The organism is Proteus sp. G4415 (genome assembly GCF_963896075.1).
Classification (GTDB): domain Bacteria; phylum Pseudomonadota; class Gammaproteobacteria; order Enterobacterales; family Enterobacteriaceae; genus Proteus; species Proteus mirabilis.
In genome coordinates, this window is the sequence record NZ_CAWQOK010000056.1 from 16,794 (window position 1) to 31,332 (window position 14,539).

Annotated in this window: 11 protein-coding genes and 1 pseudogene; 5 read left to right on the forward strand and 7 right to left on the reverse strand. The window is 36.2% G+C overall.

The genetic code is table 11. From position 1 onward, the window contains the following. Positions 1–11: 11 nt before the first annotated feature. The 4 genes from xylB to AACU95_RS06130 form a co-directional block, all read right to left on the reverse strand. Positions 12–1,466 carry a xylulokinase gene (gene xylB, locus AACU95_RS06115; protein WP_004248082.1) on the reverse strand — a complete coding sequence of 485 codons (1,455 nt, stop codon included), beginning with the start codon at positions 1,464–1,466 and terminating at the stop codon, positions 12–14. Positions 1,467–1,544: 78 nt separating this feature from the next. Then, positions 1,545–2,861, reverse strand: a complete 1,317-nt coding sequence (gene xylA / locus AACU95_RS06120; RefSeq protein ID WP_012367934.1) for a xylose isomerase — start codon at positions 2,859–2,861, stop codon at positions 1,545–1,547. A gap of 10 nt (positions 2,862–2,871) precedes the next feature. Continuing rightward, a complete protein-coding gene (gene nhaC / locus AACU95_RS06125) occupies positions 2,872–4,347 on the reverse strand; it encodes a Na+/H+ antiporter NhaC (protein WP_004242972.1) in 1,476 nt (491 codons plus the stop codon). Positions 4,348–4,353: 6 nt separating this feature from the next. Beyond that, positions 4,354–5,523, reverse strand: a complete 1,170-nt coding sequence (locus tag AACU95_RS06130) for a MalY/PatB family protein (RefSeq protein ID WP_017628107.1) — start codon at positions 5,521–5,523, stop codon at positions 4,354–4,356. Positions 5,524–5,711: 188 nt separating this feature from the next. On the opposite strand from AACU95_RS06130, the gene AACU95_RS06135 reads away from it, so the two are divergent. After that, a complete protein-coding gene (locus tag AACU95_RS06135; protein WP_017628106.1) occupies positions 5,712–6,881 on the forward strand; it encodes a XylR family transcriptional regulator in 1,170 nt (389 codons plus the stop codon). A gap of 12 nt (positions 6,882–6,893) precedes the next feature. Here AACU95_RS06135 and AACU95_RS06140 read toward each other — a convergent pair whose 3' ends face one another. Both AACU95_RS06140 and AACU95_RS06145 read right to left on the reverse strand, forming a co-directional pair. Then, on the reverse strand, positions 6,894–7,178 hold the full coding sequence (locus tag AACU95_RS06140; RefSeq protein WP_004242975.1) for a VF530 family protein: 285 nt from the start codon (positions 7,176–7,178) through the stop codon (positions 6,894–6,896). Between the two features lie 104 nt (positions 7,179–7,282). Further along, positions 7,283–8,350 (reverse strand): alpha/beta hydrolase family protein, encoded by a 1,068-nt coding sequence (locus tag AACU95_RS06145; RefSeq protein WP_141192114.1) that lies wholly within the window; start codon positions 8,348–8,350, stop codon positions 7,283–7,285. 221 nt (positions 8,351–8,571) lie between these two features. Between AACU95_RS06145 and AACU95_RS06150 the strand changes: the two genes are divergently transcribed. From AACU95_RS06150 to AACU95_RS06165, 4 genes and pseudogenes are all read left to right on the forward strand, one after another. Beyond that, entirely contained in the window at positions 8,572–8,886 is a 315-nt protein-coding gene (locus AACU95_RS06150; RefSeq protein ID WP_004248086.1) for an antibiotic biosynthesis monooxygenase family protein, read from the forward strand. 33 nt (positions 8,887–8,919) lie between these two features. Beyond that, positions 8,920–9,568 (forward strand): annotated as a pseudogene (locus AACU95_RS06155) (ArsR family transcriptional regulator). 794 nt (positions 9,569–10,362) lie between these two features. Continuing rightward, on the forward strand, positions 10,363–10,761 hold the full coding sequence (locus AACU95_RS06160) for a negative control protein of sporulation (RefSeq protein ID WP_087726558.1): 399 nt from the start codon (positions 10,363–10,365) through the stop codon (positions 10,759–10,761). Positions 10,762–11,324: 563 nt separating this feature from the next. Continuing rightward, entirely contained in the window at positions 11,325–12,452 is a 1,128-nt protein-coding gene (locus tag AACU95_RS06165) for a hypothetical protein (protein ID WP_141192115.1), read from the forward strand. 523 nt (positions 12,453–12,975) lie between these two features. On the opposite strand, the gene AACU95_RS06170 is transcribed toward AACU95_RS06165, so the two are convergent. Beyond that, complete coding sequence (locus AACU95_RS06170) at positions 12,976–14,496, reverse strand: sel1 repeat family protein (RefSeq protein ID WP_141192116.1); 1,521 nt, start codon at positions 14,494–14,496, stop codon at positions 12,976–12,978. Between the last annotated feature and the right edge of the window lie 43 nt (positions 14,497–14,539).

Genomic DNA, 14,539 nt, shown 5'->3' on the forward strand with positions numbered 1-14,539 from the left:
GCAATATTGTTTTATATTTTCATTGTTTCAATAAGTGTGTAGAGCTTTTTAAAGGCATTATATTTATCTTGATATGCCTTATGTTTTTCTAAGTTGGGAACATGACGTGTTTCAAGTTTTGGCTGAGAAAGAATAATTTGTGATAAATGAGCCGGATTTATCGCTAATTGCGCCAGTCTAGCAGCTCCCAGCGCGGGACCAACATCACCACCTTGACGATAATCCAAGGTTTTTCCTGTAATATCAGCTAGTAATTGTCGCCAATATTCACTTCTTGCCCCTCCACCAATTAACGTTATATTGTCTGCATGTTGTCCAGCCTTATCCGCTACTTCAATTCCTTGCCTCAACGCAAAACTAACACCTTCTAACACCGCTCGACATAAATCCGCACGCTGATGTTGGTGAGTTAACCCCCAAAATACGCCTTTGGCATCCGCATTGTTATAAGGTGTCCGTTCACCAGAAAGATAAGGCAAAAAGAGTAGGGAACTATCAGAATGTGCATGCTGTTCTATTTCTTTAAACATTGCACCAACATCACTGATCCCCGTTAATTGGCATACCCAATCTAGACAAGAAGCCGCACTTAATATTACCGACATTAAGTGCCAAGTTTGTGGCAATGCATGGCAAAAACTATGTACCGCATTGTCACTGTTTTGGAGAAACTTTTCACTGACAACAAAATAGACACCGGATGTGCCCAAAGAGAGCATTCCTTGACCCGGTTGATATACTCCTACACCAATTGCACCCGCTGCATTATCACCACCACCCGCTATAATCGGCACTTGTTTCATTTGCCATTTTTTAGCAATTTCTGGCAGTAAGTAACCCGTTATCTGGTTACCTTCAAATAAGGTCGGCATTTGACATCGAGAAAGCCCCGTTGCCGCTAATAATTCATCACTCCAATCGCGTTTTTGCATATCCAACCACAGTGTACCCGCCGCATCCGACATATCACTGGCAAAATTACCACTCATTTTCCAACGTAGAAAATCTTTTGGTAATAGCACATGAGCAATCTGACAAAAGATCTCCGCTTCGTTTTCTGCGACCCATTGCAATTTAGGCGCTGTAAACCCAGGCATAACTAAATTGCCCGTAATTTCTTTAAATTGAGGGTACTGCTTTGCCAGTCGTAAACACTGTTTAACACTGCGGCCGTCGTTCCATAAAATAGCAGGGCGTAATATATTTTGCTGCGCATCAAGTAATACCGCGCCATGCATTTGACCACTGAGACCAATGGCTTGGATCTGTTCCATAGGTTGAGTACGACTCAGTTGTTTTATCGCTTCATCAGTTGCCTGCCACCATGCTTGTGGATCTTGCTCTGACCATTGAGGATGAGGGCGTGAGAGGGTTAAAGGTATAGAATGACTGGCAACGACATCACCTTGCTCATTCATGATGATCGCTTTAACACTTGATGTGCCTAAGTCTAGCCCTAAATACATGACGTTTTACCCCATGATCTTATGTTAATTAAATCAATAAACACAGCGCTACTCTGCTGTGTTTATCTTTTTATACCCTTAACCAAAAATATAACGATTCACTAAACTCTCTAGCATCTCTTGACGTCCGCTTTGTAAGCGGGGCGCTAAGGTATTGCTTTGTGCATATTTTGCCACTTCTTCAAGACTTAATTTGCCTTGTAGGATATTTTGGCCAAGTTCAGCACTCCATCCCGCATAACGTTGAGCAATAAATTTATCAAGTCCACCGTCTTGGATCATTCTTGCTGCAATACGTAATGCCATTGCCATGGTGTCCATTCCGGATATATGCCCATAGAAAAGATCGTATTTATCATTACTTTGACGACGTACTTTGGCATCAAAGTTTAATCCACCAGTCGTAAAACCACCGGATTTGAGAATTTCATACATAACTAATGCATTTTCTTCTACACTATTGGGGAATTGGTCTGTGTCCCAACCTAATTGTGGATCACCTCGGTTAGCATCGACTGAGCCTAAAATACCTAATGCAATAGCTGTGGCGATTTCATGATGGAAACTGTGACCCGCTAAAGTTGCATGGTTAGCTTCTATGTTCACTTTAACTTCTTTTTCTAAGCCAAATTGTTTTAAGAAACCATAAACTGTCGCAGTATCATAATCATATTGATGCTTAGTTGGCTCTTGTGGCTTCGGCTCGATGAGCAGTGTACCTTGGAATCCAATTTTATGTTTATGCTCAACAACCATCTGCATAAAACGACCAATTTGTTCCCGCTCTTGGCGTAAATCTGTATTTAATAATGTTTCGTAACCTTCGCGGCCTCCCCATAACACATAGTTTTCGCCTCCCAGCGTTTTTGTTGCTTTCATCGCTTCACAAACTTGAGTTGCCGCCCAAGCAAATACTTCTGGATCAGGATTTGTTGCAGCACCAGCTCCGTAACGAGGATGAGTAAAACAATTTGCAGTTCCCCATAATAATTTAACGCCCGTTTCTTGCTGTTTTTGCGCTAATACCTCAGTTATTGCTGCCATATTGGTGATATATTCATTAATGCTATTTCCTTCAGAGATAACATCAACATCATGAAAACAGTAAAAAGGTACATTGAGTTTATGGAAAAATTCAAAAGCAACATCCGCTTTACGCTTTGCTTGTTCTAGTGCTTCTCCCGGTGTCTGCCAAGGTCTATCAAACGTACCAATACCAAACATATCCGAACCATTCCAGCAGAAGTTATGCCAATAGCAGGCAGCAAATCGCAGATGATCTTCCATTCTTTTCCCTAAAATAATTTCATCTGGATTATAGTAGCGAAAAGCGAGAGGGTTATCGCTGGTGGTACCTTCATATTGAATTTGTTCAATTTTATCAAAGTAAGACATGGAACCGTCCTTATTTAGTATCAAGTTGTAATTCTGAATGTGATCCAAGCTCAGCAGTCATTTCTTCCTGCTCTTCTGGTGTTAATTTAGCAATGCCAAAACCGGTGAAACCCCATAACATGGCAAAGAAGATGCCACTCCAGCACAATACAGCCCAAGGCAAATAACTTAGGGTTGCAACACCTAATGTACCCGCCATATAAGCGCCGGCAGCAGTCCAAGGTAAGATAGGCTCAAAAATAGTGGCGGAATCTTCAACAGTACGAGCAAGGTTTTTAGGGTGTAAACCGCGTTCAATATACGCACCACGTAACATTTCGATAGGAATAAGAATAGAGATTTGTCCATTGCAAGTAACACCAATCATGGTCAGTCCACAGGCAATAGTCGCTAAGATCATCGATCCCGTTGAATGCACCATTTTTAGCAGTGCATGAACTATCACTTCTAATGCACCGCTTAAAGATAGAGTCCCCGCAAAGGAGAGTGCGCAGAAACAGATAAGTAGGGTGCTCATCATGGAGTTCATACCACCACGATTTAACAAATTACCTAATAATTCAGGTACTTCTTTACCTTGGATCATGGAGACATTAAAGCCATCAACGGCACTTTTTACGATATCATGTAAGCCAAATCCTTGAATAAGATAAGCATTCAACATCGCAATAGCGGCAGAGGCCAGCATAACTGGAATAGTCGGTTTTTTCGTGACCGAACCATATAAAATGACTAATACAGGAATAAGCAGGATCAAGTTAAAGTGATAAATATTCTCCAACCCATTGGTAATTAAGGTGACTTTTTCAGGCACTCCTTGTCCTGCTAAATCGCCATTCATACCATAGACAGTCATGATAATCGCTGTGAGGATCAAGGAAGGTAATGTGGTATAAAGCAGGTGACAGATATGTTGATAAAGATCTATTCTGGCCGCCATTGCAGCGAGGTTAGTATCCCCTGATAGCGGTGAGAGTTTGTCACCAAAGTAAGCACCAGCAACAACGGCACCCGCAGTTGCTGCAAGATTAGCCTCCATACCGACAGCAACGCCCATAAAAGCGACGCCAATAGTGCCCGCCGAGCCCCATGAAGTACCAGTACAAACTGATACTAATGATGTCACTAGCAGTGCTGTAACATATAGCATTTCAGGACTGATCATCTTTAATCCATAGTAGATCATCAGTGGAATGGTTCCTCCCACCATCCATGTCCCGATTAATAAACCAACGCTAATTAAGATCAGCAAAGCCGGCATCGTTTTGGCGATTTTTTGTGAGATAGCCGTTAAGATTTCGTCGTAACGATAGCCTAATCGTTTAACTAATAATGCCGCGACGACGGTTGATAACACCATTAGTGGTTCGGGAGGTAAATCAAAAGCGGCGTAACCTCCGCCTAATAGCACCACCATTGTAAATATAGGAAACAGTGACTCGAGAAGTGTAGGGGTTCTCGGATTATTTATCGTTTGCGTTTTCATTGTAATTTATTCCAAACTGGCGTGAGGTGAGGTACGAATAAGCCGAGTAAAAACGGTTTCTAATATTGAACGAGGTGTAGCAATATTAATGCGGAAAAAACCATCCCCAGCCGCACCAAAACTGCTTCCCCAACTCATTTCTACTTCGGCTAATGAAACAAACCAATGCTTTAATTGTTGTTCGGTTAACTGCATTTTTTGATAATTGATCCATAGCATGTAGGTGCCATGGCTTTGAGTGATAACCCAATCAGGAAAATAACGTGCACATTGCTCTTTTACCCACTGCCTGTTTTCAGCAAGGTAATGTTTAAGCTCTTTGATCCATTGTTGACCTTGTAAGGTATAAGCTTGTAAGAAAGCAGGGACAGAGAAGTAACCAGGATTATGAATACCTGCGGCAATTAAGCATTGTTTAAATTTCTCACGATATTCTGGATTAGCAATCACAATATTGGCTATTTCAAGCCCCGCTAAATTGAAGGTTTTAGCCGGTGATGTGCAAATAAAAGAGTGTTGCTCTACATAGCTACTTAAAGTTGATATAGGACGATAAATGGCATTATCAAAAACAAAATCAGCATGAACGTCATCAGAAATAATAAAAACTTTATATTTTTCAGCAAGTTTAGCAATTTTTAATAAATCAGCTTGTTGCCATACTGTTCCGGTTGGATTATGGGGAGAGAGCAATATAAAACAGACAGATTGTTTAAATTTATCTTCTAAATCGTCAAAATCTATTTCATAGTATCCATTATGATAAATTAATGGGCTTTCTAGTAGATGGCGATGATTTACACAAACTGTATTGCTAATAGGATGATAAGCAGGTGACAAGGTTGTCACTTTATCGCCAATTTGAGTAAAATTTTGAATATAGAGAGAGACGGCTTGGATAATACGAGGGCAAAACACCACAGATTCAGGTGTAACATGCCAAGCATATTGAGATTTAAACCAATTTACCGCAACATTATTCCAATCAGAGCTAAGATCGGTATAGCCATAAATACCGGTTAAATTAAACTGACTGAGTTTGTTAATAATAAAATCTGGTGCAGAAATATCCATATCGGCAACCGATAATGGAATAACATTGGCGTTACTGTTGCACCATTTAGCACTGTAGGTATTTTGCCTAGAAATTAATTTATTAAAGTTATTCTGATTCATGAAAATCCCCTCGGCAATGTGGTTTAACAACAAAATACTCGTTGTACTTACTCTTGGTTATTCCTATTTTTTACTTTGCTATTACGAAATCTGACTTGTGTGATAGTAATCACATAGCCACGAAGGAGAATGCTGGCAAATACAAAGCTGTGGTTTAATGGCCAACATGGAAGAGTGGGTGATCTAATATGAAAAAAGATAAATATTTTCGTATCGTGCTGTTATTCAACGCTAATAAAGTCTATGACCGACAAGTTGTTGAAGGGGTAGGTGAATACTTGCAGGCGTCACAGTGCCATTGGGATGTATTTATTGAAGAAGATTTCCGCACTCGCCTTGATAATATTAATCATTGGGTTTGTGACGGCATTATTGCAGACTTTGACGATCCCATTATTACTCAACATTTAAGCCAATCACCCTTATCTGTTATTGGTGTCGGTGGCTCTTATCATCAAGCAAAAGATTATCCTTCTGTGCCGTATATTGCTACTGATAATTACCAATTGATTCATCAAGCTTTTTTACATTTAAAGCAAAAAGGGCTTAAACATTTTGCTTTTTATGGATTACCGGCAAAAAACTACCCGCATTGGTCTAATGAGAGAGAATATGCATTCCGGCAATTAGTTACTCGCGAAAAATACCCTGGCATCATTTATAACGGTATGGATATCACACAAGAGAATTGGCAACATGCACAGAATCGTTTATCTGACTGGATACAAACGTTGCCACCACAAACTGGTATTATTGCCGTCACCGATGCCAGAGCGCGTCATTTACTGCAAGTCTGTGATAACTTAAATATTAATGTGCCTGAAGAAATCAGTATTATAGGCATTGATGATGAAGATATGACACGTTATTTATCACGTATAGCGCTATCTTCTGTAGTACAAGGTTCACGACAAATGGGATATTTAGCCGCGAAGCTTCTGCATCAAATATTAGAAGGGCATCTAACTGAACAACTACCAAGAATATTAGTTCCTCCAGTAAAAATCATTGAACGTCGCTCAACAGACTTTCATTCATTTAGTGATCCTACCGTTGTACAAGCAATGCACTATATTTATTACAATGCTTGTAAAGGAATAAAAACTGAGCAAGTGTTAGACGCTGTAAATATGTCGCGTTCTAATTTAGAACAGCGTTTTAAGAAAGAAGTAGGGAAGACTATCCATGCTGTGATTTATGAAGAGAAGCTGAAAAGGGCGAAAAACTTATTAGCCACAACAACATTATCAATACAAGAGATTTCTTTGATGTGTGGCTATCCGTCGTTACAATATTTTTACTCTATTTTTAAAAAAGAGTTTGGCATGACACCAAAGGATTTTAGAGATGAGAATTGATAAAAATAACAATTATTTTTTATAGCGACTATTTGCCCAAGGATCACTTTCAGAATAATTGATTGTATCATCAAGGTTTTCTTCAACAAGATTTAGATATAGTGCTTCTACCTCAGAGCGCGCCCAAGGAGTTCTGCGCAAAAATTTCAAACTCGACTTTACACTTGGCTCGTTTCTAAAACAGTTAATTTTGATTAGTTGGCTTAATTTAACCCAACCATATTTAGCCACTAACGCATTAACTTGCATTTCAAGCGTGATACCGTGTAGTGGATCTTTAGAACGAGCTTCTGTCATGGTTTACTCAAATAGGTTGATAATAAAGCGTAGCAGAGTACAAGAAAGTAACACAAGAGACAACCAAAGTATAAAGCCATCTATATCCTTATTATGGTTAAAAATCATAAATTACAATCCATATTATAGGGAGAGAAATCCGGATTTTTATTTTTTATCCAATCGATAATAAGTGGTAACGAACCTTCAGTGTAAGCTTTACGGCCAGCCCACAGAAATTGTAGTTGACGGTATATTGGCCAATCACTTTCTAATTGGTAATTAAATTCTGGCACACGGAGTAATCCATGACTAGCATGAGGGAAAACAACAATATCAGCTTGATGATGAGTATTTAATATTGCACGATAGCGACAAGCATTAAGCTGAGCATTAACGTTTAAGTCATTATTTCCCCATACCGCTAATATACGACCATTCATTTTTCTTAAATAACTTGATGAATCACTTAAGTAATTTTTAACAACAAAATTAAATCGATCTTCACTCATATCATTGCGACGAGTGCGATCTTTTGTACCATGTAGTCCAAAAATATCATCATTTTCTTTTTGTTCTTTTGCCAGCAATTGTATAATTTCATCCGGTGTTTTTCCTTGCTGTTCATAACGCAATTTTTGATAATATTGTCCTTGTTCTCGCCAATTGACAGCACCACCAATAATCACAGAAAAAGCTGGTTGTGATTGACTAGCGGCGATAGGAATAACCCATCCGGCTTGAGAAAACCCTAAAAAACCTACTTGAACTTTGGGATAACGAAGTTGCATTAATTTTAATGCAGCTACCGCTTCTTCAGCGCGAGCTTCCATTGATTGATGTAGCCAGTTTCCTTGACTATCACCAATGCCTGCTTTATCCCACGAGAATATCGCGATATTTGCATCCAAAAATGTATTGAACAGAGGGTTGTAGCCACCATTTGAATAACGATCTTGAGGCCCATCACCATGAATAACAACGATAACCGCTGACGGAGTCTTATGTTGAGGAGTAAGAAGAGTTCCTGATAGCCGGTTTCCTTGAGATAGAAAACTTAATTCTTCTTGATCTTTGTTTTCATAGTCAAAGTCTTGAATATGGCTTGTAAAAAATAATAGGGTGGTGATAACAAGCAGTAATAGAATAAATATAGCAATTATATATTTACCTACAGCATAATGAACTTTCATTATTTTTCTCTTACGTTATGTTTTTGCACATAAAAATCTGATAATACTACATTTTTTGTTATAAATATAACAAGTAACAAGTGCTTTTAAAGATATCATTGCTTAATAAAGATACTAACTTCATTTCTACTCTACATTCAGTACAGAGTAACATTTCAATAGGTATCGAAACGTTTATTATTTTCCTTGTTATCCTGCTTATTCTTAACAAGGAGAATAAAATGATCGCTGTTATCTTTGAAGTTCAAATAGCCACAAGTAAGCAGGGGCAATATTTATCTTTAGCATCTCAACTAAGACCATTACTAAACAACATTGATGGATTTATATCTATCGAGCGCTTTCAAAGCCTAGCGACGGAAGGAAAGCTATTATCGCTTTCTTGGTGGAAAAATGAAGATGCTATACTGCAATGGAAAAATAATATTTTGCACAGCAAAGCACAGCAGGAAGGTAAAAAGAGCATTTTTGATTTTTATAAAATAAGTATAGTTAAACTAGAACGTTGTTATGAGTTTACAAGTACTCACACGTAATTGCACCGTACTGGACAATAGAGCCGTTATAAGATGAATAATTACAAAACAAAAACGGAATATGAGCATACTTTGGAGTCAGCAATAGCCGCGGTTGGAGCCGCTATTGCGGATATTTCCAGAGTAAAAATACTCTGTGCTTTGATGGATGGAAGGGCATGGACAGCCACCGAGTTGAGCATTGTTGCGGATATCTCCGCATCTACCACAAGTAGCCATTTATCAAAATTACTCAGTAGCGGCCTTATTTCTGTGATCTCTCGTGGTAAATATCGCTATTTTCGATTAGCTAGTATCACAAGCAAAAATTACCACCCCAGAACATTTAAGAAAAGCACGTACATGCTATAACCATTTAGCCGGTGAAATTGCCGTTAAAATTTATCAGGTACTTTGCCAAGAAGAATGGATAACAAAAGATGGAACAGAAATAACTGAATTCGGAGATAAACGCTTTAAATTGATGGGACTTAATTTCCAAGCAAAACATTCGCGCAATATTTGTTGTCCTTGTTTAGATTGGAGTGAAAGGCGTTTTCATCTAGGTGGACAAATTGGCAGTGCATTACTTAATCATGCACAGACACAAGGTTGGATAAAACGCCACCAAGGATATAGAGAAGTGACGATTAATGAAAAGGGCAATAAAGCTTTTGCCCAATATTTTAATATAACAATATGATCTAGATGTGGAGGATATCGTGCACAGATTAGAGCTAGGAATGAAGTTATTGGTTATTATATGTAATTTAACATAATATACATTATGCGAACCAAGGTAGGTAAATATGGATAGTCGCTGAAATCTCTGTTTTTGGCTGATTGATTATGTTGGTTGGACCCAATGTTTTTTTGTCTTTTTATCAGATACTACTTTAGAAAGGATTTTAATAAAGCCTTTTTAGATGTTTATACCGTCAGTTAAATTGATGCCCATGACGCTATCATAAGAATCAAAGACATCTATCCAATAATAATCCTTAATATTTTTATTTATTATTTCAAACTTCTACCGTTGATATTGCTATTGCTCTTTGCTGTAACTATAAATCTAACCGTAAAATCGCCAATATATTTGTGATCGTTTATCACCTCAATACTGCATAAATCCCCCGCCACAAATAATTTTCTGTAGAGGTAATCAGTTACCGCACCCTTTCAGATATCACACTAAAAGCTTTTTGTATTGTTATATTGATAGTTATCACAGATACTGTCTAAGCAACCTTTTCTTTTTATTATATTTTTTTACTTATACCAATGTTCAAAAATTAGAAACACGATATCTGACGCTATTAAATACATAAGAATATGTTATATTAAGTTTAACAAAGATTTTTGATGCAAATGATTAATTGGTTATTGCTAACCGACCTTCTTTGGCGTAATCGTTTGGTTTCAAAAGAAAAAATAACACCTAAGATTTGGGGTAATACAACGAGAAAGCATTTTTCCAAAAATGAAGAGGAATAGATTATGAGTACTAATGTAGCTATAAGTTTATGTGTTTATAGTAATCCAACACAAACAAAATATGATATAGATACAGGGTTGAATGCAGTAACAGAGTATTCAAAACTGAAATCTGCATATATAGTTGGAATTAGAAATATTAATGGGAAAATTTTAGCTGCTAGTGTTTTTGTATCCGATATCGATAATAAAAACGACCCAAAATTAGCTGATGTTTCACTAGAAATATTCAAACTTCATAGCCCAACAAAAAACCTCGTATCACAAATACACTCTATGCCTATTAGTAAATTGAAATTTAATTTAGAAAAGGGCTCAATAAAAGACGCTTTTTCAGAAAAAGAAATTGATGTTCTTTATGCTGATTTTTATATGAAAAATAGCATTGATGGTAGAAGCTAAACCTAAAATCTCTGATTTGCACAATGCACTCTATGTGTAAAGACGAACCTTCCCGATTGCGGTAAACATCAAAACCATTCTACCGCAATCGCTCAGAACCCTTTTGTAACATAGAGTCACACATTATGCGAACTATGGTAGGTAAATACGGATAGTCGCTGAAATCTCTGTTTTTGGCTGATTGATTATTCAATTGGACTTGGTCACTACTTTAGTATTTCCAACCGACTTTCTTTAATTTATATGCTGATGCTACATTGCTAGCCGAGGTTTGTTATAGGAAATGACGATATGTTCATAATATATAACACATCTCATATATAAGAGTGATTTTTGTATATTTCCTTGTTCGTCTTATTTCTATATTTAATACATCAGAATAGATAAAATTAAAACTCCATTATAGTTAAAGTAAATTATTCCTATAGAGATACTCGCATAAAGATAATCATATTGGAATATAAATATTTTTATGAATATTCCTTTTTTATATGCTAGGCTAATTTAATAAAAATCTTGTCTCTTAATAAGAAATAATTTTTAGTAAATTCCTAGGAACATTTATGAAAATGAAATACTCACCATTTTTTATATTACTCATGACAATAGGTACAACATTAAGCTATGCTACTGATGGAGAAATTAAAATAATGGCAGGGAAAACTGGCTATGTAGGCGAAGTTGTTCCAGTGACAAAATTAGCTGAAACCTTTCCTAAAAGTTTCACTGCCCCTTCGAGCGCTAATTATTATGCTAGGCTTGGTTTTCTGAGCCTTACCAACCAGACGGGTTATTGTGGTAGTACCGATGGGCTACAAAAAATACCTGAAATTAATGAATGGGGATTTAAACTAATAAATAAAAACTATCCTACCTCTGGCTATTTACTATTGGCGATAAATGGAAACATTGGAGGACAATATAAAACTAATAATTCAGGTATCCAAAATATAAAAGGAGTATTAACTCGATCTAAGTTGACTCGTTCAAGTTTATATAATGTAAGCAAAAATGGTTCTTTTTGCTGGGGACCTTCGGCTTATGATCAAGAAAATTTTTATGATCCTTCTTTTCGATCTTATGTCTCTATCAGTATAAATAGTTATTCAGTTTATGCATATGGCGATATAAAACCTGGTATTTTTTCATTAGAAACTAGTTTTAAGTTGTCAAGAAATACAGCTAATAGCGTTGATGATAGTACTGCTTATTTTATCCGCCCTGGAGAAATTAAAGTTACGGCCTTAAGAAGGTGTAACGTGACAAGTAGTACTGAGACTAATATTAAATTTAAAGATCAATTTACATCAACATTTACTTCACCAACATTATTAGATACTTCACCAGTAAATTCCGTTAATGTTACATGTACTCAAGGTGGAAAAAACTATATTACAATAAAAGCTTATAATAGTCTTGTTAGTGGAAATATGTCTGGAATGCTTTTAAATGGAACAAAATCAAACAATCAATCAGAAGTTTATGTTGTTGCATCATTAAAAAATTTAACAAATCAAACATGTCAAGCGAATGATACAAGTGCCATTAGATTCTTTGATGGTCACTATATACCCAATATGGATAATATAAAATCCTTTAATCAAACTTTTCTATTTGGTCTATGTGCTAATGGCAAAGTTATAGCAGATAAATATTCAGGAGCTGTCGATGTTTCATTTATCGTTGAGTAATTTATCAATAAAAACATGACAGAAAATTAAAAATTTCTGGCAGAACGTAAATCCAATATTAACTAAGTATTTTTTTATTATTTTTCCTAAAAACGTTGCTTATATTCAACTATCAAACTTAATCGCTATTATGAGATCTTAGGCTTATCAGAGCGGTAGCGCTCTTTCTTGCTTCTCAATAAGTATTTCTGTTTAACAAACGGTTATCCTTAAACATATCGCATGTTTACTTCTATACCTAACGGCATAAAAAATAACTCACCCGTCAATAGCTAACGAATAAGAATTGATGATTGGCTCGCACAATGCACTCTATGTTAAAGGCTCAAGAACCCTTTTGTAACATAGCGTTATACATTTATACGAACAAAGGCACAACCACCACTGGACTTCGTAATCTTTGGCAGCTCATGCGTTTCGTGATACTACTAATTTGCATACAACCCATACAGCAAGGATAATGGCAGACACTTCTCCACTATTTGCACGTTGCTCACAGACATCGAATTATTGACCATTACAATTATTTTTTATCGCTGAATGAAATTAAGTTCTTCTCTAATAAATCAACAGATTCACCATTAATTAATGCTGTTGCAGACAGAATTTTTGTTTTAGCCTTGTGAGTTTTACAACCTTTTTCATCATAGATTGGTACTAATTTAGAATTCTCATAACCTCTTCCACCATTTTCCTCTTTATTTAAACTATTAAATCCAAAAGGAGGAAAGGCAACTATATGCTCTAGTATAAAAGGCTCATCATTCGAGTTATTCTCCGCAGTCATTTGAATTTTCACTCGCAAATTTTCAACAGGAATAATTTTATTACTAAAAATACCAAACGATAATTCACACTGAGTTAACGCGCCCTTATCACCGCTAAATGTAGAAATATGCTTCATAACAATACTCGGTAACTCATTTTTAACTTCATTACGCATTTTTCTATCGGATTGACAGAGCTCTATATATTTATCCCGAGGGATCTTTTCATTATATCTGCCGATTGATTTCTCATAATAATCTGCTGCTTTATTACAGTCCGATATAACTGACTGACCATTATAATAAATTTGACTTAAATACTTTGCAGATTCACCAATGTTATAATCTTTAGCACTTTCAAATAAAGATAATGCTTTACTATAATCAACCTTTGTATCTACACCTTTATAATATATTTTAGCTAAATTCATAGTAGCATTACTGTCACCGGATTCCACGGCTTTTTGATACCATTCAATTGCTTTTTTGGGGTCTTGTTTTATTCCCCAATCACCATTTTCATATAAATAAGCTATAATATTTTGAGAGTTTGGCTCTCCTAATTCAGCTGCTTTTTGAAACCATTTCAAAGCTTCGAGATCTTTTCTTTCACTATCTAGTTCTGAGTATCGAAAATTATATAAATGACCTATTTGAAAGTTAAGTTTTGCATCATTTTCATACTCATTTGCCCATACTTTCGCTAAATGTAATGTATCTTGCTTGCTTAATCCCATCCTAGTAAACATTAATTGTGTTACTTCATCTCCAGCTGTCAACCATTGTGATAAGCTTTCAATAAAATCAGAACGAATATCAGGGTTCGCTTCTGCTACTACTTTTGCATCATAAAATTCAAGACTTAATTTGTTCGCTATCTCTAATGGAATATCATTTTTATTTATTTTATTAGCAAACTGAGTCGCTTTTTTGCTATTTTGTTCAACACCTATACCATACTTATAAAAATACCAGGCATTACCACAACCATAGTCTCCACCAAGTTCACAAGCTTGCTGATAATAATCTATCGCTTTTAACACATCCTTAGGTGTATTAACCCCATGTTCATAAATAAAACCTAGAGTACTCAATGCATGTGGGTTTTGTTGCTTCGCAAGTAAATTAAGTTCGGCTATTGCATTAGAAGAACCACTTTCCTGCTCTGTCAATAAAAATTCTACTGTCTTATTTGAAGCCCCAATTGCCATTCCTGATGATAAGAGTATTATCATTGATAATTGAAGTTTTAATATACTACTCCGCTTACTTTTCATTTCTCGTTCCTTTAATTAATGACTGTCCACACATTACCTCGAA

Bases quoted from the DNA above. Each gene is read 5' to 3' on its own strand.
- xylB (WP_004248082.1), bottom strand. From the start codon at position 1,466: ATGTATTTAGGGCTAGACTTAGGCACATCAAGTGTTAAAGCGATCATC.
- xylA (WP_012367934.1), bottom strand. From the start codon at position 2,861: ATGTCTTACTTTGATAAAATTGAACAAATTCAATATGAAGGTACCACC.
- nhaC (WP_004242972.1), bottom strand. From the start codon at position 4,347: ATGAAAACGCAAACGATAAATAATCCGAGAACCCCTACACTTCTCGAG.
- AACU95_RS06130 (WP_017628107.1), bottom strand. From the start codon at position 5,523: ATGAATCAGAATAACTTTAATAAATTAATTTCTAGGCAAAATACCTAC.
- AACU95_RS06135 (WP_017628106.1), top strand. From the start codon at position 5,712: ATGAAAAAAGATAAATATTTTCGTATCGTGCTGTTATTCAACGCTAAT.
- AACU95_RS06140 (WP_004242975.1), bottom strand. From the start codon at position 7,178: ATGACAGAAGCTCGTTCTAAAGATCCACTACACGGTATCACGCTTGAA.
- AACU95_RS06145 (WP_141192114.1), bottom strand. From the start codon at position 8,350: ATGAAAGTTCATTATGCTGTAGGTAAATATATAATTGCTATATTTATT.
- AACU95_RS06150 (WP_004248086.1), top strand. From the start codon at position 8,572: ATGATCGCTGTTATCTTTGAAGTTCAAATAGCCACAAGTAAGCAGGGG.
- AACU95_RS06160 (WP_087726558.1), top strand. From the start codon at position 10,363: ATGAGTACTAATGTAGCTATAAGTTTATGTGTTTATAGTAATCCAACA.
- AACU95_RS06165 (WP_141192115.1), top strand. From the start codon at position 11,325: ATGAAAATGAAATACTCACCATTTTTTATATTACTCATGACAATAGGT.
- AACU95_RS06170 (WP_141192116.1), bottom strand. From the start codon at position 14,496: ATGAAAAGTAAGCGGAGTAGTATATTAAAACTTCAATTATCAATGATA.